The organism is Shewanella sp. VK101, assembly GCF_056497865.1.
This window is the reverse complement of record NZ_CM151402.1, coordinates 3,225,676-3,249,114: the sequence shown is the minus strand read 5'-3', so window position 1 is coordinate 3,249,114 and position 23,439 is coordinate 3,225,676. Positions and strand designations below refer to the sequence as shown.

The following is a 23,439-nucleotide window of genomic DNA, read 5'->3' as shown; positions in this document are numbered from 1 at the left end:
TTTGAATGACAGACAAAAAGGTGTCCCACAACATTTTGCCGCCGGATGAAGCGGACGAGTTTGTTAATTGGCAGTTGCCCGATGTGGGTGACGCCATGCCGCTTAAGCCGAGTAATCTGTTTGGCTATAAGCCTGGACGTATAGAGCCCAAGACCGCCGAAGAGGCTGTATCACCACCGACTTTGGCTGAAATCGAATCTATCCGCGAGCAAGCCGAGCAGGAAGGTTTTGCCGAAGGCAAGGAACAAGGGCTGGCCAAAGGCCTGGAGGAAGGCCGTCTTCAGGGCTTGGAGCAGGGCCACAGTGAAGGTTTTGCCCAGGGACTTGAGCAAGGCCGGGAAGAAGGCTTGCAACAGGCCGCCGTCATGATAGAGCGTTTCGACGCCTTGCTTGCTCAGTTCGAGGCGCCGCTGGCGCTGCTGGATACCCAGATAGAAGAATCTTTACTGACCTTGGTCGACACTTTGGCGCGCAACCTCATAGCCCATGAGCTGAAGACCCACCCGGAACATATACTGGCGGCGCTCAGGCAAGGGATAGATGCCCTGCCACTCAAAGAGCAGAAAGTGAATCTGCGTTTGCACCCGGAAGATATGGCTTTGGTCAGCGAGCTCTACGGTGAAGAGCAACTGACACGTAACCGCTGGACACTGGAAGCCGATCCCGGCCTCAATCGTGGTGATTGTGTGGTGGATAGCCAACGCTCGCAAGTGGATATGCGCCTGGAAACCCGTTTGGAAGGGGTGTTTGCCAATCTTGAAGCCGAACAATCCATGTTGGCGAAAAAGGCCGCCCAGCAGCAGGCCGCAATAGACGATAGGCCAAGCCCGCCGCCACAGGACAGCGAGCAGGAGCAAACCCTTGCATATGAACAAACAGCCGCTGTGAGCGACAAGGCCGAGACCGCAAGCCAAGAGGGCGAACAGCCCAGCGAAGGAGACACTCATGATGCAGCAGCGCCGAAGCCAACTGCTGAGTGAACTCAAACACTTGGCCGAAAAGCTGGCGCCGTTTCAAGCGGTTGCCAGCGGCCAGTTGGTGCGGGTGGTTGGTCTGACGTTGGAAGCCAGTGGTTGCCGGGCGCCGGTCGGCAGTCTCTGTGCCATAGATACCATGGCGGGTAAGCTTATTGCCGAGGTGATAGGTTTTGACGATGAGCTATTGTATCTGATGCCGGTGGAAGAACTCAGGGGCGTGCTGCCCGGAGCCAAAGTGATGCCGCTCGGTGAGCAAACCGGGCTCAGCGTCGGTTTGAGTCTTCTTGGTCGGGTGCTGGACGGTAATGGCCAGCCACTCGATGGTATGGGCGCCCTGCACACAGACGAACAAGCCTCGCGCCATAGCCCGGCAATCAATCCCCTGGCCAGACGGGCGATTACCGAACCGCTCGATGTAGGCGTCAGAGCCATCAACGCCATGCTTACCGTGGGCAAGGGCCAACGTATGGGGCTCTTTGCCGGCTCCGGCGTGGGTAAGAGTGTGCTCCTTGGCATGATGACCCGTGGCACCACGGCCGACATTATTGTGGTTGGCCTAGTGGGGGAGCGTGGCCGGGAGGTGAAAGAGTTTATCGAAGAGATTCTGGGCGCAGAGGGGCGGGCCCGCTCTGTGGTCATAGCTGCCCCGGCCGATACCTCCCCTTTGATGCGCCTTCGTGCCTGCGAAACCTCGACTCGGATAGCCGAGTATTTTCGCGATCTCGGCTATGACGTCCTGCTGTTGATGGATAGCCTGACCCGTTATGCCCAGGCACAGCGGGAAATCGCCCTGGCGGTCGGTGAGCCGCCTGCAACCAAGGGGTATCCGCCTTCAGTATTTGCCAAGTTGCCCCGTTTGGTGGAGCGCGCCGGTAATGGCGGTGAAGGTCAGGGCTCGATCACTGCCTTCTATACTGTGCTTACCGAAGGGGACGATCAGCAAGATCCCATTGCCGATGCCTCGCGGGCCATTTTGGACGGTCACATAGTGTTGTCACGGGCCTTGGCCGACTCAGGGCATTATCCGGCGATAGACATTGAAGCTTCGATCAGTCGGGTGGCACCTATGGTGATAAGCGAGGCGCACCTGGAAGCGATGCGGCGCGTCAAGCAGGTTTATTCGCTCTATCAACAAAACCGGGATCTGATCTCCATTGGTGCCTATTCCCAAGGCTCGGATCCGCGTATCGACAACGCCATACGCCTGCAACCCGCCATGAACGCCTTTTTGCGGCAGGGGATGCGCGATGCCATTAGTTTCAGCGATTGCCAGCAAATGTTGGGGCAGCTTGCTGCCCAATGTAAGGTGTAATGCAATTCAGTGCGGGAGTTTGCGTGCTCGACAAAAATGCAGTGACAATAGGGGAGCCTGATCTCAATAGAGCGCCGGGTTAAGGCCCGTAAGGCAGGCAATTTTAAGGAATAATACTACAGATGGCGAAACCCGATCCTTTGCACACAGTGTTGAAACTGGCGGTCGAAGCCGAAGAGCAGGCGGCGCTGCAGCTTAAAGCCGCGCAAATGGAATGCCAGAGGCGTAAATCTCAGCTGCAGGCGCTGCAGGAATACCGTCTCGACTATATGAAGCAACTCGATGCCCAGCAGGGGCAGAGCATTGGCGCCTCCTATTACCAGCAGTTTCATCGATTTGTGCGTCAGGTAGATGATGCCATAGGGCAACAACTTGCCGTGGTCGCCGAGGCCGATAAGCAGCGGGGTTATAGACAGCAACATTGGCTGGAGAAGCAGCAAAAGCGTAAGGCGGTGGAGATGTTGTTGGAGAAAAAAGCCCTGCAGGCCGAAGCCAAAGCCGCCAAACAGGAGCAGAAACTCATCGATGAGTTTGCTTCCCAGCAGTTTTTCCGTCGCAAGCTCAAACACTAATTCCGACATCCATTCCCGGACAATTCCTTGAGAATCCATTCTATATTTTTATTGGCGTGAATTTTGCTTTGTTTGAGACAGAGACATTAATTCTGACTCGGCCTATCTTTATCTATTGAGGGCCTAGGTGCTGGAGGAAGGCATGCAGCAGTTATCCAATATCCTGATCGGCAATGCGGGCGGCAAGGGAGTTTCCGCCACAGATGCACTACAATCTACTGATAACGAAGCTTTTTTCGCCGCTTATCAACAGGCGCAGGCTAAGTTCTCGTTCGACTCGCAAGGCGCCAAGCCGGGATTTACCGGTGGCAGTCTTATCAGAGAAGGTGCCCAAGCTGAGCAGGCCGTCGATGTCTCGCTTATTCTGGGGCAAATAGCCATGGGCAAGAAATTGCCGTCTGAAGACGGCACCATAGTCACCGAAGTGGATGAGGTGAGCCTGCTGAAACAGATTGCCGCTCTCACCGGGCTCAAAGAAGATGAGATCAAGGCCATGTCTCCCGAAGAGCAGATGAAGCTCTTGGAAAACCTCAAGCAGGGGAGTGCCGAGCTTGGCATGGTAGTGACAGATAGTCTGGAAGGCGCAGAGGTGATTGCCGCTGACGAAGGCGACGAGAGTGAAGAAGACAGTGCCAAACTGGCCGATACTGATGATAAAGCGGCAAGCAAAGGCGATAGTAAAGCAGAGGATGAAACTATAGATGCTCCTTTGCTGGCTCTCGACAAGGCGGCTGCAACAGCGGAAAAGGCCAAGTCTCAGGAAGCCGAGCAACAAATGGGTTGGCCGGATGCTGATAAGTCAGCGCGTAAGGCGGCGACTCAGGATGGTATGGCTGCTGTGGTTCGTGAAGCTGTGCTCAATGCCGCTGAGGAAAAGAGTGACAAGATCTTGGCGCAAAGCGCAATTGCCGATAAGGCCAAGACAGATACTGCCGGTAAGTTGGGTGCTGCGGTGGCCGCGGCGGCAACGTCTGTTGGCGCTGACGGCAAGAGTGACAAAGCTGCAGCCAAGGATGTTCTCGCCAGCTTACTCAAGGCTGAGGTGAAAGGTGCTCAGACTGTTGCCGAGGTACGAAGCCCCGTGAGTGACGCCATACATCAGGCGCTCAAGGGCGATGCTGCATCAACCCAGACAGATATCAGCCCATTCCAGCAACAGCTGCATCAACAGGGATTACAGCCTCCCCAGAGGGGAGAGATGGCCCAATATCAACTGTCCTTGAGGCAGGGGATGGAGCAATCACTGCAAACCGCCGATATGGTGCAGCGTTTTGCCCCCGTGATGCGGCAGCAGTTGATTACCATGGTCAGTAATGGTGTGCAGCAGGCTGAGATTCGTCTCGACCCACCAGAGCTTGGAGCCATGATGGTCAGGGTTCAGGTGCATGGTGATCAGACTCAGGTGCAGTTCCATGTCACCCAACCACAAACCCGGGATATGCTGGAACAGGCCATGCCCAGATTGAGAGAAATGCTGCAGGAGCAGGGAATGAACCTGGCCGATAGCCACATCTCTCAAGGTGGTCGGGAGCAAGGCGAGCAGCAAGGTGGCAATGGCGGTGGTTTTGCCCAAGAGGGTGCCAATGGTGAAATTTCAGCCGAAGAAACGGCACAAAGCACAAATCACACAACAAGTTATGGCTCGGGTATAGATTATTACGCCTGAGCAGGTAACCTATAGGGATGGTATTTTCCGCGGGCATTGCGGTTGATTAAGGGAAAGGGTAGAGAATGGCAGAGCAAGAAGAGCTTGAGCTGCAAGAGGCGCCGGCGCCCAAAAGCAAAAAGAAACTCTTTATCTTCGGCGGCATTGGTTTGGTGGTGTTGCTGCTGGTCGGTGCTGGCTTGTGGTTTTTCCTGGGCGGTTCAGATGACACTGCGGTCGATGCGGCCGAAGGTGAGCAGGTAACCGAAGAAGCTCAGGCCAATAACAGCAGGGAAGCCTTCTATGTGGCCATGCCCAGACCATTTCTGTTCAATCTGCCGGGGGCTAACCGCTCCAGGCTGGTGGAGATAAAGGTACAGCTCATGGTGCGTGGCAGTGATGACGATGTCACTCTCAAGAAGCATATTCCCTTGATTGAAGATGCACTGCTGACCACTTTCAGCGGTGCCGATGTTGAAAAGCTCAGCAGCCAGGCAGGCAAGGATGAGCTCAGACAGTTGGCGCTGCTCAATGTACAAAACACACTGCAACCGGTTACCGGCCGTAAAGTCGTTGAGAAAGTGCTGTTCACCGGTTTTGTGATGCAGTAACAGGGACAAGAGGCGAAGGCAATATCGTGAGTGATTTATTAAGCCAAGACGAAATTGATGCGCTGCTTCATGGCGTGGACGACGTCGAAGAAGAGGATGCCCAGGAGTCGGGACACGACGCCCAATCCTATGACTTTTCTTCCCAGGATCGTATCGTCCGTGGCCGGATGCCGACCCTGGAAATTGTCAACGAGCGCTTTGCCCGTCACCTGCGGATCAGTATGTTCAACATGATGCGCCGGGCAGCCGAAGTCTCCATTAACGGCGTGCAAATGCTCAAGTTTGGTGAGTATGTGCACACTCTGTTTGTGCCAACCAGTTTGAATATGGTGCGCTTCAGTCCACTCAAGGGGACGGCGCTGATTACCATGGAAGCCAGATTGGTGTTTATTCTGGTGGATAACTTCTTTGGTGGCGATGGCCGCTTCCATGCCAAGATCGAAGGGCGGGAATTTACCCCGACAGAGCGGCGCATAGTACAGCTGTTGCTGAAGATTATCTTTGAAGATTACAAAGATGCCTGGGCGCCTGTGATGGATGTCGAATTCGACTATCTGGACTCAGAAGTTAACCCGGCGATGGCCAACATTGTCAGCCCGACCGAAGTGGTGGTGGTCAATTCTTTCCATATTGAAGTGGACGGCGGCGGTGGCGATTTTCACATTACCATGCCCTATTCTATGATTGAACCCATCCGGGAACTGCTGGACGCCGGGGTTCAAAGCGACAAGCAAGATACCGATATGCGCTGGTCTCAGGCACTGAAAGACGAGATCATGGATGTCGAAGTGGGGCTGGATGCACGTCTGCTTGAAAAAGAGATGACTCTCAGGGAAGTAATGGAGTTCAAGGCCGGTGATGTGATCCCGGTTGAGTTGCCTGAGCATATAGTGATGAAGATTGAGGACTTGCCTACCTACAGATGTAAGCTGGGGCGGGTAAGGGAAAATCTGGCGCTGAAGATCTGCGACAAGATCCCGCGTCCGGAAACGGTCAAGACCGAACTGCAGCTGGTAACCCGCAAGGGTAAATCCAAGGATATCTCGGATATATAAGGTGATAGAAAATGAGTACTGAAGAGATGGACGATTGGGCTGCCGCCATGGCCGAGCAGGCTGAAGAGGAGGCCAAGGCGGTTGATTTGGATGAGCTCAAGAGCGATGCCAAACCCTTGTCTGAAGAGGAAGCCGCCAAACTGGATACCATTTTGGATATCCCCGTGACTATCTCCATGGAGGTGGGGCGCAGTTTTATCAGTATCCGCAATCTGTTGCAGCTCAACCAGGGCTCGGTAGTGGAGCTGGATAGAGTCGCCGGTGAACCTCTGGATGTGATGGTCAATGGCACCTTGATTGCCCACGGCGAAGTGGTAGTGGTCAACGACAAGTTCGGTATTCGTCTGACAGATGTGATAAGCCAGACCGAACGTATCAAGAAACTCAAATAAGCCGGTGGCCATGACTCAAACGACGACCCAGGCGGCAACCGCCTTGACTCACGACGGTGGCAGCAGCCTGGCGACCATGGCCAGCATGATGGGCGGGCTTATTCTGGTGCTGGCGTTGATCTTTGTGCTGGCTTATCTGGTGAAACGCCTCAATCTGGTGCCGGGCAGCCAATCGGCTATCAAGACGCTGGCAGTTACCCCGCTCGGGCAGAAAGAGAAGCTGGTATTGGTAGAACTGGATGGGCAGCAATACCTGCTGGGAGTCACCGCGGCGCAAGTCTCCTTGGTCGATAAGCTGGAGCGGCCGGTGACCATAGACAATGAGAGCTTCGCCGCCAAGCTCAGGCAGGCCAGGGTGAAACCATCATGAAATATTGGCCACTGCTGCTATTACCTCTGATGCTGCTACCGGGCTTTGCCCAGGCTCAGGATGCACTGTTTCCGGCGGTAACCGTGACTACCGGGCCGGATGGCTCGACTCAGTATTCGGTGACCATGCAGATCCTGCTGCTGATGACCGCCATGAGTTTCCTGCCGGCCATGGTGATCATGCTGACCTCTTTCACCCGTATCATAGTGGTCTTGTCTATCCTGCGGCAGGCTATAGGCCTGCAACAAACCCCTTCCAATCAGGTTCTTATCGGTATGAGCCTGTTTATGACCTTCTTTATCATGGCGCCTGTGTTTGACCGCATCTATGATGACGCGGTGCAGCCGTACATGAATGACAGCATGACCTTGCAGCAGGCATTCGATGCCGGACAATCGCCGCTGAAAAAGTTTATGTTGTCACAAACCCGCACCACGGATCTCAACTCCTTTATTGAGATCTCCGGCTACCAGAACATCAACAACCCTGAAGATGCTCCTATGACAGTGGTGATCCCGGCCTTTATCACCAGTGAGCTCAAGACCGCATTCCAGATAGGTTTTATGCTGTTTGTGCCTTTTCTGGTGCTGGATTTGGTGGTGGCCAGTATTCTGATGGCCATGGGTATGATGATGTTATCCCCCATGATTGTTTCCTTGCCGTTCAAGATCATGCTGTTTGTACTGGTTGATGGCTGGACCCTGGTGATGGGCACTCTCGCCGGCAGCTTCGGTTTATAGGAGGCGCAGATGACCCCCGAGTCACTGATCGACATTTTCCGCGAAGCCCTGGCGGTGATCGTGATGATGGTTTCGGCCATAGTGGTGCCCGGGTTGATCATAGGCTTGATTGTGGCAGTGTTTCAGGCGGCTACCTCCATTAACGAACAGACTCTGAGTTTTCTGCCCAGGCTCTTGATGACCCTGTTTGCACTGATGTTTATCGGTCATTGGCTGGTGCGCACCATGATGGATTTCTTTATCGAGATGGTTCACAGGATCCCGCAAGTGGTGGGCTGAGCCATGGAGATACTGTTCGACAGCATTCAACAAACTCTGGCCGCCTACCTCTGGCCATTGTTTCGGGTGGCCAGCATGTTGATGGTGATGGCGGTTTTCGGTGCCAATACCACGCCTGCCAGAGTCCGTTTGTTGCTGGCGCTGGCCCTGACTGTGGCAATAGCGCCTGTCTTGCCGCCCATGCCCGGAGTGGATCTTTTCTCTCTCGCAGCAGTATTTATTACGACTCAACAGATTCTTATCGGTACCGCCATGGGGTTTGTTACCTTGCTCATTATGCAAACCTTTGTGCTGACCGGGCAGATAATCGGCATGCAAACCAGTTTGGGCTTTGCTTCCATGGTGGATCCCAGCTCAGGGCAGCAAACGCCTGTGATAGGTAACTTCTTTTTGCTGCTGACCACCATGATCTTCCTGGCGGTCGATGGCCACCTGGTAATGATACGTATGCTGGTGGCAAGCTTTGAAACCTTGCCGGTATCCAGCGAAGGGATCAAAATTGCCAACTATCGCACCCTGGCTGAGTGGGGCAGTTATATGTTCGGCGCCGCGTTGACCATGTCTATCTCGGCCATTATCGCACTGCTTACCGTTAACCTCTCTTTCGGGGTGATGACCCGGGCGGCACCCCAGCTGAACATTTTTGCCATAGGTTTTCCCGTTACCATGATAGGTGGCCTGATTATTCTTTGGTTGACACTGGGGCCTGTGATGGCTCACTTCGATGAGGTTTGGCATGCGGCGCAGCTGTTGCTGTGTGACATGCTGGAGCTGACCTGTAATCTGGATGGAGTCCCCTGATGGCAGAGAACGAAGACGGGCAGGAAAAAAGCGAGGAGGCAACCTCCAGGCGCTTGCAACAGGCCAGAGAGAAGGGGCAGGTTGCAAGGTCAAAAGAGTTGGGCACCTCGGCGGTATTGTTGGCCGCAGCCCTGGGTTTTGCCATGCTGGGGCCAAGTCTGGCCGCCAGTCTGGCCTCTGTCATGAGCCGTATCTTCTCCATGGAACGGGATCAGATATTCGATACCAACAGCATGTTCAATGTCTGGGGTATAGTTGCCGCCGAGCTGGGTTGGCCTATGGCCGGTTTTATTCTGTTTCTCGGTTTCGTGGCCTTTGTCGGTAATATTGTTCTTGGCGGTATCAGTTTTTCGACCCAGGCATTTATGCCCAAGGGCAGTAAGATGAACCCTATGACCGGCTTTAAAAGGATGTTCGGGGTACAGGCGCTGGTGGAGCTGGCCAAGGGGATCGCCAAGTTTTCCGTTGTGGCACTGTCAGCCTATCTGCTGCTGAGCTTCTACTTTGAAGATATTCTCAGATTGTCGCAGGATCACCTGCCGGGCAATATACGCCATGCATTGGATCTCTTGGTATGGATGTTTATTCTACTGAGTGCGTCCACCCTGGTGATAGTGGTCATTGACGTGCCGTTTCAAATTTGGAACCACGCCAAGCAATTGCGGATGACCAAGCAGGAAGTCAAAGACGAGTACAAGGACACCGAAGGAAAGCCAGAGGTCAAAGGCCGTATTCGCCAGTTGCAAAGGGAGATGGCCCAGCGGCGAATGATGAGTGAAGTGCCCAAGGCCGATGTGATAGTGGTTAACCCCGAGCACTTCGCGGTAGCGATAAAGTACGATGTCGACAAGTCACCTGCGCCCTTTGTGCTTGCCAAGGGCGTCGACGATGTGGCCTTTAAAATTCGTGAAATTGCCAGAGAGCACCAGGTTGCCATAGTGTCGGCGCCGCCTCTGGCGCGGGCGATTTACCATACTACCAAGCTCAATCAGCAGATCCCCGAAGGCCTGTTCACCGCTGTAGCCCAAGTGCTCGCCTATGTGTTCCAGCTCAGGCAATACCAAAAAGGCAAGGGCACTCGGCCCAAACCTATCCCTCTCAATCAACCCATCCCGGATGAATACAAGCAGTATTGAAGCTAACTTGGCGCGAAACTTGCTGAACTTGGTCTAAGTGTCAAACTTCAGGCTGATAGTGAATGGATGTTAAAGCGACGCTCGGGCAACTGAGGCAAGTAAAACCGGCAAACTTCAAGGGCGTAGGCACGCCGCTTCTGGTCCTGGCGACGCTGGCCATGATAGTTTTGCCTATGCCGGCCTTTCTGCTGGATATCCTGTTTTCCTTCAATATCGCCCTGGCGCTGGTGGTGCTGCTGGTGGCTGTTTACACCCAAAGGCCACTGGATTTTGCTGCTTTCCCGACCGTTTTGCTGGTAGCCACTCTGCTCAGACTGGCACTTAACGTCGCTTCTACCCGGGTGGTATTGCTCGAAGGTCATAACGGCGGTGATGCTGCCGGTAAAGTGATTGAGGCCTTCGGCTCAGTGGTGATCGGCGGTAACTATGCCGTAGGTCTGGTGGTGTTCCTCATTCTGATTATCATCAACTTTGCCGTGGTAACCAAAGGTGCCGGGCGTATTTCGGAAGTGAGTGCCCGCTTTACCTTGGACGCCATGCCGGGCAAACAGATGGCGATTGATGCCGACCTCAATGCCGGTATCCTCAATCAGGAGCAGGCCAGGGTACGCCGCGAAGAAGTCACCCGTGAGGCCGACTTCTACGGCTCTATGGACGGTGCCTCCAAGTTTGTGAAAGGGGATGCGATTGCCGGTATTTTGATCTTGGTGATCAACATCTTGGGTGGTTTCATCATAGGGATAGTTCAGCACGGACTGAGCTTTTCCCAAGCGGTAGAGATTTACACCCTGCTGACCATAGGTGATGGCCTGGTAGCGCAGATACCCGGGCTGTTGTTGTCCATCGCTGCCGCGCTGATGGTGACCCGTCAAAATGAGTCCGGCGATATGGGACAGCAGGTCGTGCAGCAGATGTTTGACAACCCCAAATCATTGCTCATCGCTTCTGCGGTACTCTTTGTGATGGGTATAGTGCCCGGCATGCCTCATCTGGCGTTTTTAACCTTTGCCTTGCTGGCCTCAGTGGGCGCCTTCTTTATCTACAAACGTAATGAAAAGAACAAACAGCAAGCGCTGGAGCTCGCCAAGAAAGGGCCCACCGAGAAGAGCCTCAACGAACCCAAAGAACTCAGTTGGGACGATGTACGTCATGTGGACACCATTGGCTTGGAGGTGGGTTATCGCCTTATTCCTTTGGTGGATAAAGGTCAGGGCGGCGAGCTTCTCGGCCGTATCAAAGGGGTGCGCAAGAAGCTGTCTCAGGAACTGGGTTTCCTGGTGCCGGCGGTACATATCCGCGACAACCTCGACCTTTCTCCCAATGCCTATCGCATCTCTTTGATGGGGGTGGCAAGTGGTGAAGCCGAAGTACGTCACGATTGCGAACTGGCGATTAACCCGGGACAGGTATTCGGTAAGCTGGATGGCATAGAAACCAAAGATCCCGCCTTTGGTCTGGATGCGGTATGGATTGCCCCCGAGCTCAGAGAGCACGCCCAGACTCTGGGCTACACGGTTGTGGATGCCGCCACAGTGGTGGCCACTCATCTCAGTCAACTTCTGACCAACAACGCCTCCAAACTGCTGGGCTACGAAGAAGTGCAACAGTTGCTGGATATGCTGGCCAAGCATTCGCCCAAGTTGGTCGATGGCTTTATTCCCGATGTGATGACCCTGGGTAATGTGGTTAAGGTGATGCAGAACCTGCTCAACGAAGGGGTATCGATCCGCGATCTGCGCACCATAGTCCAAACCCTGCTGGAGTACGGTCCCAAGAGCAATGATACCGAGGTGTTGACCGCCGCGGTACGTATTGCCCTTAAACGCATGATAGTGCAGGAGATAGCCGGTCCTGAACCGGAAATCCCCGTCATAACTTTGGCGCCAGAGTTGGAACAGATGTTGCATCAGTCAATGCAGGCGACAGGGGGCGAAGGTCCGAATATCGAGCCGGGACTGGCAGAGCGTATGCAGCAGTCACTGGCCGGAGCGGCCCAGAAGCAGGAAATGGTAGGTCAGCCCGCCATATTGCTGACATCCGGCATGCTGCGTTCTACTCTGTCACGTTTTGTTAAGCACACTATTCCCAATCTGCGGGTGATCTCCTATCAGGAGGTGCCCGATGAGAAACAGATACGCATAGTGTCAGCCGTTGGCCAACAGGGGTAACCGAAAGTGAAGATTAAACGTTTTTTTGCCAAAGATATGCGTGCTGCGCTGGCTCAGGTGAAAGAGACTCTGGGGGCAGATGCCGTAATCATGTCCAACAAGAAGGTTACCGGCGGCATAGAGATAGTGGCGGCGGTTGATTACGACTCTCCCAAGCCTGCTGCGGCGCCAACCGCATCGCCTTTTATGGAGCTGGGTGAGGACAAAGTCTCCCTCGGCAGTGGTCATGTGCGCAGCAATAGTAAGACCAATCCGGAACCTGTTGCCGATTCTCTGCAAGCTTTGCTTGAGCGGCAGCAGAGCCGTTTGAATGAACAACTGGGGCAGCAAAACAGTGCCAAAGATTTGGATATGCCTGCTTGGGCCAAAGGGCTTGCTGAAGAGCACAAGCCAGCGCCACAGCTGCGTGAAAAAACGCCTGAGCGGGCAAGCAAGGGCAACAGCGCCAAGCAACAGCAAGAGATGGAAGCCATGCGTGAAGAGCTGGCTTCCTTGCGTGGTTTGTTGACCCATCAGCTTTCCAGTTTGATGTCGGATCAGCGTAGCCGTACAGATCCTGTCGGTGCCATGTTGAAGCGTAAATTACTGGAAGCCGAGTTCTCCCCTGATGTTGCCGAGCGCCTGGCATCTTTAAGCCAGCACTATCAAAGCGCTGAACTTGGCCGCGCCTTGCCGCAAAGTCTGGCAAACCTGCTTGATAATCAAGGTGATGATTTAATGCGCCAGGGCGGCATTGTCGCGTTGGTCGGTCCTACCGGTGTTGGTAAAACCACAACATTGGCCAAACTTGCGGCCCGTTTCATTGCCCATCATGGCCCGGATTCTGTATTGTTGGTCACCATGGACCATTATCGCATCGGAGCCTTTGAGCAATTGGCAACTTATGGCAAAATAATGGGATGTCCGGTGAAGCAAGCTCATGATCTCAATGAGTTGGAGCAGATACTGTATCAGTTCCGTAGCCGGAAACTGGTTTTGATAGATACCGCAGGTATGGGACAAAGGGATATGCGCCTGTACCAACAACTGGATAACCTTGCCGCCAATACCCGTTTGCCTATTCGTAGCTATCTGGTGCTCTCGGCAACCGGTCAACGCCGGGTGCTTGAAGAGGCGGTAAGTCATTTCCAGCGAATTGATCTCGCAGGGGCGGTTTTAACTAAACTTGATGAGTCCGTCTCTTTGGGCGCCGCGCTGAGCGTGTTGATCCAAAGTGGGTTATCATTAAGTTATATTACTGACGGTCAAAGGGTTCCTGAGGATATGCAGGTAGCCGATACCCTGACCTTGGCCAAGCAGGCATTGGCCGTATTGAACAAGACAGAAGCAAGCCATTTTAATAATAAAGCCAGGTCAGAAGAGATGACCTATGCATTTGAGTAAAGCTATGACCCGGGACCAAGCGAGCGGTTTACGAATGATGAATCAACCAAATAACGAAAAAGTAAAAGTGATTGCCGTGACCGGAGGCAAGGGTGGGGTGGGTAAAACCAGCGTCTCCATCAATACTGCGGTTGCTCTGGCAGAGAAAGGCAAACGCGTCCTGGTATTGGATGCTGACCTTGGGTTGGCCAACGTGGATGTGATGCTCGGGCTGCGCGCCGAACGTAACTTATCCCATGTGCTCTCGGGTGAGTCTGAACTCGATGATATTATTGTTCGTGGCCCAAAAGGAATTGGCATTATTCCCGCCACCTCTGGCACCCAGGCCATGGTCGAGTTGACTGCGGCCCAACACGCCGGTCTTATCCGCGCCTTCAGCGAAATGAAAACCCAGTTTGATATTTTGGTAGTCGATACGGCCGCCGGGATCTCAGATATGGTACTCAGCTTCTCTCGTGCATCACAGGATGTACTCGTGGTTGTCTGTGATGAACCCACCTCAATTACCGATGCTTATGCACTGATTAAGATACTCAGTCGTGAGCATGGTGTGTTCCGCTTCAAAATTGTCGCAAATATGGTACGTAGTTTGCGGGAAGGTATGGAGTTATTTGCTAAGCTCAGTAAAGTAACCGACAGATTTTTGGATGTGGCACTGGAACTTGTAGCAACTATTCCGTTCGATGAGAACCTGCGCAAGTCGGTGCGAAAGCAGAAACTGATAGTGGAAGCTTATCCCAAATCTCCGGCCAGCATCGCCTACCATGGGCTGGCCAACAAGATTATGAGCTGGCCTATACCTCAGCAACCGGGAGGCCACCTCGAGTTCTTTGTCGAACGTTTGGTACAAAGAACTGAATACCAGGAGGAAGGTGCGAGTGAATAAAGCGGCTGCATACTCAGGTTTAAACGATAAGACACAGATCGTTGAGCAATATGCACCGTTGGTAAAACGAATAGCCCATCACCTGCTCGCGCGTCTGCCTGCATCGGTTCAGCTCGATGACCTGCTGCAGGCCGGCATGATGGGACTGCTGGAAGCTTCATCCAAATTTGATGGCAGCAAAGGTGCCAAGTTTGAAACCTTTGCCGGGATCCGTATACGTGGTGCCATGATAGATGAAATACGCCGTGGCGACTGGGTGCCACGCTCGGTTCATCGCAACAACCGACGTGTAGCTCAGGTGATGGATGAGCTCGAACAGGAGCTGGGCCGGGATGCCCGTGATAGTGAAATTGCCGAGCGACTGGATATGTCGCTGGATGAATACCATCATATTCTCAATGATGTTTCTACCGGCAAAATCATAGGGATAGAAGACCTGGGGGTAGCGCCCGATGTACTGGTGTCGGAAGATATGCCGGCCGACGACACTTTTGAGGATCTGGCCCAAAGCCAATTCCAATCAGCCTTGACCGATGCAATTAAGCGCTTGCCAGAGCGCGATGCCTTGGTTTTGTCGCTATATTATGATGAAGCACTGAATTTAAAAGAGATTGGTGCCATTCTTGAGGTAAGTGAGTCCCGGGTGAGCCAGATCCATAGTCAGGCCATGCTGAGGCTGAAAGCCAAACTCAAGCACTGGACACAAGCGTAATTAATGATTGAGCAACTTTTAAGTATGTCAGCTCACCGGAGGAAACCTTGGACAAGAATATGAAGATTCTTATCGTTGATGACTTTTCAACGATGAGACGGATCATTAAGAACTTGTTGCGAGACCTGGGGTTCAACAACACCCAGGAAGCAGACGACGGTTCAACAGCCCTGCCTATGTTGCAAAAGGGCGATTTTGATTTCGTCGTAACCGACTGGAACATGCCAGGTATGCAGGGGATTGACCTGCTCAAGGCGATTCGAGCCGATGAGCACCTCAAGCATATCCCTGTATTGATGGTGACAGCCGAAGCAAAACGCGAACAGATCATCGCGGCTGCTCAGGCCGGTGTGAATGGTTATGTCGTTAAACCTTTTACTGCCGCTACGCTGAAAGAGAAGTTGGATAAGATCTTCGAACGGCTCGGTTGAGTGGGGTGATGCGATGAAAGCAGAGACATCCGGGCTGGTGACACTGGAGCAGGCGCAGGAATTAGTGGCCTTGCTCAGTCAGGGCGAGCAGGAAAAGGCCGATGAATTACTTCGGGAACTGGCGGCTCCCCTGCAACGGGATCTGTTTGATGAAGTTGGCAAGTTGACCCGCCAGTTGCATAGCGCCTTGGTGGATTTTCAAGTGGATAGCCGGCTTATTGAGCTTGCCAATACTGATATTCCCGATGCCAAAGAACGACTGACTTATGTCATAGATATGACAGAGCAAGCCGCCAACAAGACCATGGACGCGGTTGAGGAATGTCTGCCGCTGTCGGATGCTCTGAGTACCAACCTGCAAAATGTTAAGCCCGCCTGGGACAAGTTGATGCGCCGCGATCTGGCCTTGCATGAATTCAAGAGCTTGTGTCATGACGTACAGCACTTTATGCAGCAGAGCGAAGCCGATGCCTGTCGCTTGCGGGAATTGCTGAATCAGATTCTGATGGCCCAGGATTTTCAGGACTTGACCGGACAGATGATTCGCCGGGTCATAGAACTGGTTCGGGAAGTCGAAAACAGCTTGGTTTCTATGCTGACAGTATTCGGTGAGCAGCCGCTGGATGAAATTCGCGGCAAGGAAGAGAAGAGCATAGAGGCAGAAGGGCCTATCCTGAACGCAGAGCAACGCGAAGACGTGGTGAACGGTCAGGATGAAGTAGATGATCTGCTTTCGAGTCTGGGTTTCTAATAGGAGTCAATTTAATGGCCTTTGATGTTGATGAAGAGATACTCCAGGATTTTTTAATTGAAGCAGGCGAGATCCTAGAGCTGTTGCAGGAACAGTTGGTGTCTCTGGAAAACAATCCGGAAGATACGGATCTGCTCAACGCCATCTTCAGGGGATTTCACACGGTCAAAGGCGGTGCCGGATTCCTGGGATTGGCCCCCATGGTGGATGTATGCCACGAGGCAGAAAACACCTTCGACTTGTTGCGTACCGGTAAGCGCAGCGTCAGCTCTGAATTGATGGACATCATTCTGCAGGCGCTCGACAGTATAAATACCATGTTCGGCCAAACTCAGTCCGGTCAGGAGCAAGAGCCCGCGGATGAAGTCTTGCTGGACAAACTCAAGTTGCTCAGTTCAGGGGCGCCTTTGCCCTCCGAGCAGGTTCAGGAGGAAACTCCTGTTGTAGCAGAAACCAGCGATGAGAGTGTTGATGAGCTGTTTGACGGCATGCTCGACAGCGCCGGTGTGGAACTGTTTGATGAGCCGGCCGCGCCAACTCCTGAAGCACCCAAGGCCTCGGCCCAAGGGGCTGAAGGCAGCATAGATGAAATCGATGAAGCCGAGTTTGAAGCCCTGCTGGATGCCCTGCATGGTTCAGGCAAGGGACCTTCTGCCAATAGTACACCGGCCCCGAGTGGTGATGCTCCCAAGCCCAGCGATAGTGCACCTGCCAACACCTCTTCCGATGACATTACAGACGATGAGTTTGAAAAGTTGCTTGATGAGCTGCACGGCAAAGGCCAGTTTGCTGCCGCACCCGCGGCCAACAGTGCCGTAGAGGAAGCGCCTGCTGCCAGTGTCGATGCCGATGAAATTTCCGATGATGAGTTTGAAAAGCTGCTCGATGAGTTGCACGGTAAAGGCGCCGGTCCTGGCGCTAACACCAGTGGTTCAGAGCCTGCTGCGGGTAATGCAAGTGCCAAAGCGCCTGCTGCATCTCAAGCATCCGCACCCAAAGCACCGGCAGCGAATGCCGCTGCTACGCCGAAGGCGGCTCCAGCAGCTGCCAAAGTCGAGGCACCTAAAGCGGCTGCCAAACCTCAGGCCAAGGCTCCTGCTGTTGCCAAAGACACAGCTCCAGCCAAGGCTGCGACCAGTGTGCCTCAGGGGGAAACCACTGTTCGGGTAGATACGGCTCGTCTGGATGAGATCATGAATATGGTCGGTGAGCTGGTATTGGTACGTAACCGCTTGGTCAGCCTCGGGATATCCCGCGAAGATGAAGAGATGTCCAAGGCGCTGGCCAACCTGGATCTGGTGACCTCCGATCTGCAGGGTGCCGTGATGAAGACCCGGATGCAGCCGATTAAGAAAGTATTCGGTCGTTTCCCTCGGGTGGTTCGCGACTTGGCCCGCAGTCTCAATAAAGAGATAGATCTGCGGATGATAGGTGAAGACACGGATCTGGATAAGAACCTGGTTGAAGCCCTTGCCGACCCTCTGGTGCACCTGGTGCGTAACTCAGTGGATCACGGTATTGAAATGCCTGATGTGCGCGAGGCCAATGGTAAGCCCAGAACCGGGGTTATTACTTTGGCGGCCAGTCAGGAAGGTGACCATATCCTGCTTAAAATTGAGGATGACGGCGCCGGTATGGACGCTGCCAAACTCAAAGAGATTGCCATAAGTCGTGGTGTGCTGGATGAAGACAGCGCCGCCCGAATGTCCGATCAGGAAGCCTATAACCTGATCTTCGCTCCCGGCTTCTCAACCAAGGTGGAGATTTCTGATATCTCCGGCCGAGGTGTTGGGATGGATGTAGTCAAGACCCGTATTACTCAGCTTAACGGCTCTGTGCATATCGACTCGGTCAAGGGTAAAGGCACCCGTCTGGAGATCAAGGTACCTTTAACCTTGGCGATTATGCCCACTCTGATGGTGGAAGTTGCCAAGCAGGTGTTTGCCTTGCCGCTCTCCAGCGTGAATGAGATTTTCCATCTGGATCTGACCAAGACCAATATTGTAGATGGGCAATTGACAGTGATCGTTCGGGACAAAGCTGTGCCACTCTTCTATCTTGAGCGTTGGCTCAGCCGTAAGCCGATGAGTTTCCAGCATGGTGACAAGAAACATGGCCATGTGGTCATAGTTCAGCTTGGCACCATGCAGATAGGTTTTGTGGTAGATGCCCTGATAGGTCAGGAAGAGGTGGTAATTAAACCTCTTGGCTCCATGTTGCATGGCACACCGGGCATGGCCGGGGCCACAATTACGTCGGACGGCGGAATCGCGCTGATCCTCGATGTACCAGGATTATTGAAGCACTACGCCAAATCCAAGCGTTGAAGTGCCGTATAAGGATTTAAATGACCATTAAAGTTTTGGTTGTCGATGATTCGAGCTTCTTTCGACGACGTGTCAGCGAGATAGTCAATCAGGATCCTGAGCTTGAGGTGATAGGTATGGCCAATAACGGCGCCGAAGCCGTTAAACTGGCCGCCGAGCTCAAGCCTCAGGTGATTACCATGGATATTGAAATGCCTGTCATGGACGGGATTACCGCCGTGCGGCAGATAATGGCCTCTCATCCGACACCTATCCTGATGTTTTCCTCCTTGACCCATGATGGAGCCAAGGCGACCTTGGATGCGCTGGACGCCGGGGCTCTCGATTTTCTGCCCAAACGCTTTGAGGACATTGCTACCAACAAGGACGAGGCGATTCGACTGCTTCAGCAAAGAGTCAAGGCGTTGGGACGCAGGCGTATATTCCGCCCTATAGTCCGTCCGAGTGTGGCGCCTACGCCGGCAACCACCCCAAGCCGACCCACGGCGCCAGGCACTCTGCAGCGTCAAGCCGTCACAGCTGAAAGTGCTGCCGCCAGTCGCCAGCCGGTGAGGCGCAGCGGCGGTGCGGCCCCTGCCAGAGCCAGTGGTAAACAATACAAGCTGTTGGCTATAGGCACATCCACTGGCGGCCCTGTGGCATTGCAGCGAATTTTGACCCAGTTTCCGGCAGATTATCCGCATCCCATCTTATTGGTACAGCACATGCCTGCAGCCTTTACTCCGGCCTTTGCCAGCAGGCTCAATGGCTTGTGCAAGATAGAAGTCAAAGAAGCGGTCAATGGCGATATGCTCAGACCAGGCTGCGCCTATCTCGCGCCCGGTGGTATGCAGATGATGCTCGAGCGCTCCGGCGCCGGAGGCCGGATTAAAATTCTTGCCGGCAATGAAGAGATGAACTACAAGCCCTGTGTCGATATCACTTTTGCTTCAGCCTCCAAGGCCTTTGGCGGAGATGTACTGGCGGTTATTTTGACGGGGATGGGTGCCGATGGCCGAGAAGGTGCGCGCATGCTCAAAGGTGTTGGTGCCACCATCTGGGCCCAGGATGAAGCCTCTTGCGTCGTTTATGGCATGCCACAGGCAGTGACGGCGGCCGGTATCTCCAGCCAGTCTATCTCACTGGATAATATGGCAGAGGCGATATTGAGAGAATCGGCTCGTGGCTGACAAAGAGACGCGCCTGCTGGGATACCGGTTGGCGCTGTTTTTGTTTTTGGTCGCCTTGGTGGTAGTGGCGGCGCTTTACTGGGACTTACGACAAAAAAATCGGCAACTGAGTGAGAAAGTCGCCCAGCTTGAATCGTCCCAGGTCCTCTTGATGGTGCCGGATGAACAGGCCGCGGTTATTGCCGATTGGATGAGTCGTCACCCACAACAGACCGCATCCTTATTGGATGTGATTCGACCTAAGGTGACATCCGGGACGGGGCCAGAGGCTCCGACTTCAGCCAAATTGTCAGTCCCGTCGGGTGATATTTCACCAGAGAGAACCCCGGGCGACGCTGGGGCCGCAGTGCCACTGCCTGCTCAGACTGAAGATACCAGGGTGACAGAGCTGGAAAATGGCGTAAAAGTAATACGTTTACCTCACGGTGGGATCCGTGTCACTACCCGTGAAGAGGGTAATGAGTAGCCGTACAAGACAAGAACGACAATAATAGTGGCTCGTTACACTAGTTGGCCGATAAGGCGAGAATAAGGGGCGGAAAGTGAAAGTCTGGACCATTGCAAACCAAAAAGGCGGAGTGGGCAAAACCACAACAGTTGCCAGTTTGGCGGGCACACTGGCCAAGCGTGGTCAGCGGGTTCTGATGATAGACACAGATCCCCATGCTTCGCTGGGTTATTACCTGGGCATAGATTCGGAAGAGGTGCCCGGTTCACTGTATGATCTCTTTCTGGCTCATAAGAATCTTGATACCTCTTTGGTAAAGCAACACGCGGTTCCCACATCTGTTGAGGGAGTCGATCTTTTGGCGGCAACCATGGCGTTGGCCACTTTGGATCGTGCCCTTGGTCATCAAGAGGGGATGGGGCTGGTGCTGCGTAATATTCTCAAGTCGATTGAGGATGACTACGATGTTGCCTTGGTCGACTGTCCCCCGGTGCTGGGTGTATTGATGGTCAATGCTCTGGCGGCCAGCCAACACATAGTGATCCCGGTTCAGACCGAATTTTTGGCGATTAAAGGCCTGGATAGAATGATTAAAACCATGGAACTGATGGGGCGCTCGAAAAAGACCCGCTACAGTTATTCCATAGTGCCAACCATGTATGACAGACGTACCAAGGCTTCACCTGCGGCGCTGCAACATCTTGGTGAGGTTTACGGCGACACGCTTTGGCCGGATGTGATCCCTGTGGATACCAAGTTTCGCGACGCCAGTTTGGCCCATCTGCCGGCGTCCCACTATGCCCCAAGCTCGCGCGGAGTGAAGGCCTACGAGCGTTTGCTGGATTATCTGCTGGCGGGGGAGTTTGACCATGTCAAAATCGGTTGATGAAACTGTTTTTGATTATTTCAGCATTCTGCTGACTGAGCCGGCACCCGAGGTTAAATCCGAGGCGCAATCTGCGATTAAGCCTGAACAAAAAGCGCAAGCTGTAGTTGAGGCAAGAACTGAGCAGACTCCGCCGGCAACGTCTAGGTTACGGGACGATATCGCTGTGCCAGTTGATACGGCACCCAAGAAAGCGCCGCTTTCTCGACCGGACGGTACTGCCAAGCAATACCCGGCAGAGCCAGATAAGCCGAGACTCGACCGTAATGCGCTGGAACAGCTACTGGCGCCGGTGTTTAAAGAGCAGGTTGCCGAGGTAACGCATACAGAGATGCCGACAGAAACTCAGTCGGAAACCATCTCAGCTGCCTCGCTGCAAAGCGAGGCCATAACCGGACAGGTGGATACTCAGACCGATGCGACTCAGCGCGAGCAGACTCAAGTCCAAGAGGTGACTGAGCCTGAGGTTCTGGAACAGGTTAAGCTCGAGACACAAGTTGGCGCGCCGGCGGCACCTATAGAACCGCTCAAGGAACAACTGGAAGATGAATTTCAAGTATTGTTCTTCAAGGTGGCGGGACTCACGCTGGCCGTGCCCCTGATAAGCCTGGGCGGCATAGTCAGAATAGAGCGCATCAATCATATCTTTGGGCGGCCAGGATGGTTTATGGGGGTTCAGGGTTATCGGGACTCTCAGCTGAATATCGTTGATACCTGCGCCTGGGTTATGCCGGAAAAATATGATGATAAACTGGCGCAATCCGTAAATTATCAATATCTTGTAGTATTAGAGAACAGTAATTGGGGTTTGGCTTGTGAATCTTTGGTCAATGCGGTCAAGATTGACAAGTCACAGGTCAACTGGCGTGGCAGTGAAGGTAAGCGCCCCTGGTTGGCCGGAGTAGTGAAAGAACAAATGTGTGGCATTTTGCACGTGCAGGCATTGATTGAAATGCTCAATGCCGGGTTAGGTTGTCAGGATCCGATAGACTGAGGTAAATATGACTGATTCAAGAAATGTAGCAGCGGTATCCGGAGGCAAGGACGATGCCGTTCTCCAGTGGGTAACCTTCAGGCTGGATAACGAGACCTATGGCATCAATGTGATGCAGGTTCAGGAAGTATTACGTTATACCGAAATAGCTCCGGTTCCGGGAGCTCCTCATTATGTGTTGGGGATCATCAATCTGCGCGGTAATGTGGTTACCGTTATTGATACCCGCTCACGTTTTGGTTTGCCCTCCTCTGAAGTGGACGATTCTACTCGAATCGTGATTATTGAAGCGGAAAAGCAGGTGATAGGTATTCTGGTCGACAGTGTGGCCGAAGTGGTTTATCTGCGCCGCTCTGAAATCGATAACGCCCCGAATGTGGGAACCGAAGAGAGTGCCAAGTTTATTCAGGGTGTCAGCAACCGTGGCGACGAACTGCTGATCCTGGTGGACTTGGATAAGCTGCTGTCAGATGATGAATGGGCCGAGTTGGCGCAAATCTGATAGGCTTTTGCGGGAAAAGGAGTTTTAACCGATGATGGGCGATGTTTTTTTTATCGCTGCGCTGGTATATGTCATTGCCTGTCTCGGACTGGTGCTGTACCTGCAAAAACAAAGCAACAAGCTTAGAAGCAAGGTTGAGGCGTTAACTGTTCTGGTCAAGGAAAGCGACAGGCAAAGAGATGCCTTCAAGCGGGAGTTGCAAGAACTGCGTAGTGGCACCATAGGCGTTGGCCGGCGGGTGTTGGAGCTTGAGAAACGCCTCGCGCAGCAAAATGCCCGTCTCGATGAATCGATGCAGCAGGACCCTCAGGCCAAGCTTTACAGCAGGGCCATGAAGATGGTGCAGTTGGGAGCCGGTGTCGATGAACTGATCCGCGAGTGCGAGTTGCCCAAGGCGGAAGCTGAACTCTTGATCCGTCTGCACGGTAAAACGGCCCGGGCTTGATATTTTGTCTGAGTAAAGAAAGAGCGCATTGAGATGCGCTCTTTCTGTTTCTATTTGAAAGGAATGCGAGAAACCTCAAGCCGTTTTGGCTCTCAGGGTAACGGCTTGTCTGTGTTATCCGTTACTAAAGGAAGGTGCAAAGCAAATAAGTCCTCGTGGGGTTCTCTTGTTTAGAAAGTTGCTTGCACAACAATTGGCGCTCAAGGCATCTGACTGAAGGTATGCCGGGGCCTGTCGAAGTCGGATTCCCTAAGGAAGATGCGAATAAGTCCTCGTGGTACTCTGGCTTGCACAGCAATTGGCGTTCAAGGCATCTGACTGAAGGCATGCCGGGGCCTGTCAAAGTCGGATAACGCAGAGAGCCTGTTGCTGTGAAAGCCCCGAAGGGCGTGGCTTATAGGCCTGCCTGCTGTGTTGTGCTTCTTGCAAAGGACTAGGGCCATTTGC

25 protein-coding genes are annotated in these 23,439 nt (G+C 53.4%); all 25 read left to right on the top strand.

Features of this window, described 5'->3' with window-relative positions:
• Positions 1–5 precede the first annotated feature (5 nt).
• Positions 6–980 carry a flagellar assembly protein FliH gene (fliH, locus tag ACSHSR_RS14435; RefSeq protein WP_345843798.1) on the top strand — a complete coding sequence of 325 codons (975 nt, stop codon included), beginning with the start codon at positions 6–8 and terminating at the stop codon, positions 978–980.
• Positions 949–2,289 carry a flagellar protein export ATPase FliI gene (gene fliI / locus ACSHSR_RS14430; protein WP_144224032.1) on the top strand — a complete coding sequence of 447 codons (1,341 nt, stop codon included), beginning with the start codon at positions 949–951 and terminating at the stop codon, positions 2,287–2,289. Before fliH ends, fliI begins: the two co-directional genes overlap by 32 nt.
• A 122-nt stretch (positions 2,290–2,411) precedes the next feature.
• Entirely contained in the window at positions 2,412–2,861 is a 450-nt protein-coding gene (fliJ, locus tag ACSHSR_RS14425) for a flagellar export protein FliJ (RefSeq protein ID WP_096141437.1), read from the top strand.
• Positions 2,862–3,003: 142 nt separating this feature from the next.
• Positions 3,004–4,527 (top strand): flagellar hook-length control protein FliK, encoded by a 1,524-nt coding sequence (locus ACSHSR_RS14420; protein WP_345843800.1) that lies wholly within the window; start codon positions 3,004–3,006, stop codon positions 4,525–4,527.
• A 65-nt stretch (positions 4,528–4,592) separates the two neighbouring features.
• Positions 4,593–5,117: a flagellar basal body-associated protein FliL gene (gene fliL / locus ACSHSR_RS14415; RefSeq protein WP_025011065.1), complete on the top strand. Its 525-nt coding sequence runs from the start codon at positions 4,593–4,595 to the stop codon at positions 5,115–5,117.
• Positions 5,118–5,143: 26 nt separating this feature from the next.
• Positions 5,144–6,172 (top strand): flagellar motor switch protein FliM, encoded by a 1,029-nt coding sequence (gene fliM, locus ACSHSR_RS14410; protein ID WP_025011066.1) that lies wholly within the window; start codon positions 5,144–5,146, stop codon positions 6,170–6,172.
• A gap of 11 nt (positions 6,173–6,183) precedes the next feature.
• Positions 6,184–6,564, top strand: coding sequence for a flagellar motor switch protein FliN (gene fliN, locus ACSHSR_RS14405; protein ID WP_025011067.1), 381 nt, complete (start codon positions 6,184–6,186; stop codon positions 6,562–6,564).
• A 10-nt stretch (positions 6,565–6,574) separates the two neighbouring features.
• Positions 6,575–6,934, top strand: coding sequence for a flagellar biosynthetic protein FliO (gene fliO / locus ACSHSR_RS14400; RefSeq protein WP_025011068.1), 360 nt, complete (start codon positions 6,575–6,577; stop codon positions 6,932–6,934).
• A gap of 29 nt (positions 6,935–6,963) precedes the next feature.
• Positions 6,964–7,674, top strand: coding sequence for a flagellar type III secretion system pore protein FliP (gene fliP, locus ACSHSR_RS14395; protein WP_234506375.1), 711 nt, complete (start codon positions 6,964–6,966; stop codon positions 7,672–7,674).
• A gap of 9 nt (positions 7,675–7,683) precedes the next feature.
• Entirely contained in the window at positions 7,684–7,953 is a 270-nt protein-coding gene (gene fliQ / locus ACSHSR_RS14390; protein ID WP_025887440.1) for a flagellar biosynthesis protein FliQ, read from the top strand.
• Between the two features lie 3 nt (positions 7,954–7,956).
• Positions 7,957–8,754, top strand: a complete 798-nt coding sequence (gene fliR / locus ACSHSR_RS14385; RefSeq protein WP_025011070.1) for a flagellar biosynthetic protein FliR — start codon at positions 7,957–7,959, stop codon at positions 8,752–8,754.
• Positions 8,754–9,890: a flagellar biosynthesis protein FlhB gene (flhB, locus tag ACSHSR_RS14380; RefSeq protein WP_025011071.1), complete on the top strand. Its 1,137-nt coding sequence runs from the start codon at positions 8,754–8,756 to the stop codon at positions 9,888–9,890. Before fliR ends, flhB begins: the two co-directional genes overlap by 1 nt.
• 62 nt (positions 9,891–9,952) lie before the next feature.
• Positions 9,953–12,058, top strand: coding sequence for a flagellar biosynthesis protein FlhA (gene flhA / locus ACSHSR_RS14375; RefSeq protein WP_028779136.1), 2,106 nt, complete (start codon positions 9,953–9,955; stop codon positions 12,056–12,058).
• Positions 12,059–12,064: 6 nt separating this feature from the next.
• Positions 12,065–13,441, top strand: coding sequence for a flagellar biosynthesis GTPase FlhF (gene flhF / locus ACSHSR_RS14370; protein ID WP_044734084.1), 1,377 nt, complete (start codon positions 12,065–12,067; stop codon positions 13,439–13,441).
• 4 nt (positions 13,442–13,445) lie between these two features.
• Positions 13,446–14,327 carry a MinD/ParA family protein gene (locus tag ACSHSR_RS14365; RefSeq protein WP_025011072.1) on the top strand — a complete coding sequence of 294 codons (882 nt, stop codon included), beginning with the start codon at positions 13,446–13,448 and terminating at the stop codon, positions 14,325–14,327.
• Positions 14,320–15,039 (top strand): RNA polymerase sigma factor FliA, encoded by a 720-nt coding sequence (locus ACSHSR_RS14360; RefSeq protein WP_025011073.1) that lies wholly within the window; start codon positions 14,320–14,322, stop codon positions 15,037–15,039. Before ACSHSR_RS14365 ends, ACSHSR_RS14360 begins: the two co-directional genes overlap by 8 nt.
• 47 nt (positions 15,040–15,086) lie before the next feature.
• The gene (cheY, locus tag ACSHSR_RS14355) at positions 15,087–15,470 is read left to right on the top strand and encodes a chemotaxis response regulator CheY (protein WP_025011074.1); all 384 of its coding nucleotides are present in this window, start codon (positions 15,087–15,089) and stop codon (positions 15,468–15,470) included.
• Between the two features lie 13 nt (positions 15,471–15,483).
• A complete protein-coding gene (locus ACSHSR_RS14350; RefSeq protein WP_025011075.1) occupies positions 15,484–16,221 on the top strand; it encodes a protein phosphatase CheZ in 738 nt (245 codons plus the stop codon).
• Between the two features lie 14 nt (positions 16,222–16,235).
• Entirely contained in the window at positions 16,236–18,548 is a 2,313-nt protein-coding gene (locus ACSHSR_RS14345; RefSeq protein WP_479630873.1) for a chemotaxis protein CheA, read from the top strand.
• Positions 18,549–18,568: 20 nt separating this feature from the next.
• Entirely contained in the window at positions 18,569–19,717 is a 1,149-nt protein-coding gene (locus ACSHSR_RS14340; protein WP_025011077.1) for a protein-glutamate methylesterase/protein-glutamine glutaminase, read from the top strand.
• Positions 19,710–20,183, top strand: a complete 474-nt coding sequence (locus ACSHSR_RS14335) for a membrane anchored protein in chemotaxis locus (RefSeq protein ID WP_345858765.1) — start codon at positions 19,710–19,712, stop codon at positions 20,181–20,183. Before ACSHSR_RS14340 ends, ACSHSR_RS14335 begins: the two co-directional genes overlap by 8 nt.
• 76 nt (positions 20,184–20,259) lie before the next feature.
• Positions 20,260–21,051 (top strand): AAA family ATPase, encoded by a 792-nt coding sequence (locus tag ACSHSR_RS14330; protein ID WP_208140110.1) that lies wholly within the window; start codon positions 20,260–20,262, stop codon positions 21,049–21,051.
• Complete coding sequence (locus tag ACSHSR_RS14325; RefSeq protein WP_479630872.1) at positions 21,035–22,045, top strand: chemotaxis protein CheW; 1,011 nt, start codon at positions 21,035–21,037, stop codon at positions 22,043–22,045. Before ACSHSR_RS14330 ends, ACSHSR_RS14325 begins: the two co-directional genes overlap by 17 nt.
• Before the next feature lie 7 nt (positions 22,046–22,052).
• Complete coding sequence (locus tag ACSHSR_RS14320; RefSeq protein WP_025011081.1) at positions 22,053–22,547, top strand: chemotaxis protein CheW; 495 nt, start codon at positions 22,053–22,055, stop codon at positions 22,545–22,547.
• A gap of 34 nt (positions 22,548–22,581) precedes the next feature.
• The gene (locus tag ACSHSR_RS14315; RefSeq protein ID WP_025011082.1) at positions 22,582–22,992 is read left to right on the top strand and encodes a DUF2802 domain-containing protein; all 411 of its coding nucleotides are present in this window, start codon (positions 22,582–22,584) and stop codon (positions 22,990–22,992) included.
• Positions 22,993–23,439 lie beyond the last annotated feature (447 nt).

Coding starts and splice junctions, on each gene's coding strand:
- ACSHSR_RS14345 (WP_479630873.1), top strand. CDS start 16,236: ATGGCCTTTGATGTTGATGAAGAGATACTCCAGGATTTTTTAATTGAA.
- fliH (WP_345843798.1), top strand. CDS start 6: ATGACAGACAAAAAGGTGTCCCACAACATTTTGCCGCCGGATGAAGCG.
- fliQ (WP_025887440.1), top strand. CDS start 7,684: ATGACCCCCGAGTCACTGATCGACATTTTCCGCGAAGCCCTGGCGGTG.
- ACSHSR_RS14325 (WP_479630872.1), top strand. CDS start 21,035: ATGTCAAAATCGGTTGATGAAACTGTTTTTGATTATTTCAGCATTCTG.
- fliR (WP_025011070.1), top strand. CDS start 7,957: ATGGAGATACTGTTCGACAGCATTCAACAAACTCTGGCCGCCTACCTC.
- fliL (WP_025011065.1), top strand. CDS start 4,593: ATGGCAGAGCAAGAAGAGCTTGAGCTGCAAGAGGCGCCGGCGCCCAAA.
- flhB (WP_025011071.1), top strand. CDS start 8,754: ATGGCAGAGAACGAAGACGGGCAGGAAAAAAGCGAGGAGGCAACCTCC.
- ACSHSR_RS14420 (WP_345843800.1), top strand. CDS start 3,004: ATGCAGCAGTTATCCAATATCCTGATCGGCAATGCGGGCGGCAAGGGA.
- ACSHSR_RS14340 (WP_025011077.1), top strand. CDS start 18,569: ATGACCATTAAAGTTTTGGTTGTCGATGATTCGAGCTTCTTTCGACGA.
- fliO (WP_025011068.1), top strand. CDS start 6,575: ATGACTCAAACGACGACCCAGGCGGCAACCGCCTTGACTCACGACGGT.
- ACSHSR_RS14365 (WP_025011072.1), top strand. CDS start 13,446: ATGACCCGGGACCAAGCGAGCGGTTTACGAATGATGAATCAACCAAAT.
- fliP (WP_234506375.1), top strand. CDS start 6,964: ATGCTGCTACCGGGCTTTGCCCAGGCTCAGGATGCACTGTTTCCGGCG.
- flhA (WP_028779136.1), top strand. CDS start 9,953: ATGGATGTTAAAGCGACGCTCGGGCAACTGAGGCAAGTAAAACCGGCA.
- fliJ (WP_096141437.1), top strand. CDS start 2,412: ATGGCGAAACCCGATCCTTTGCACACAGTGTTGAAACTGGCGGTCGAA.
- ACSHSR_RS14315 (WP_025011082.1), top strand. CDS start 22,582: ATGGGCGATGTTTTTTTTATCGCTGCGCTGGTATATGTCATTGCCTGT.
- fliN (WP_025011067.1), top strand. CDS start 6,184: ATGAGTACTGAAGAGATGGACGATTGGGCTGCCGCCATGGCCGAGCAG.
- ACSHSR_RS14350 (WP_025011075.1), top strand. CDS start 15,484: ATGAAAGCAGAGACATCCGGGCTGGTGACACTGGAGCAGGCGCAGGAA.
- ACSHSR_RS14320 (WP_025011081.1), top strand. CDS start 22,053: ATGACTGATTCAAGAAATGTAGCAGCGGTATCCGGAGGCAAGGACGAT.
- fliI (WP_144224032.1), top strand. CDS start 949: ATGCAGCAGCGCCGAAGCCAACTGCTGAGTGAACTCAAACACTTGGCC.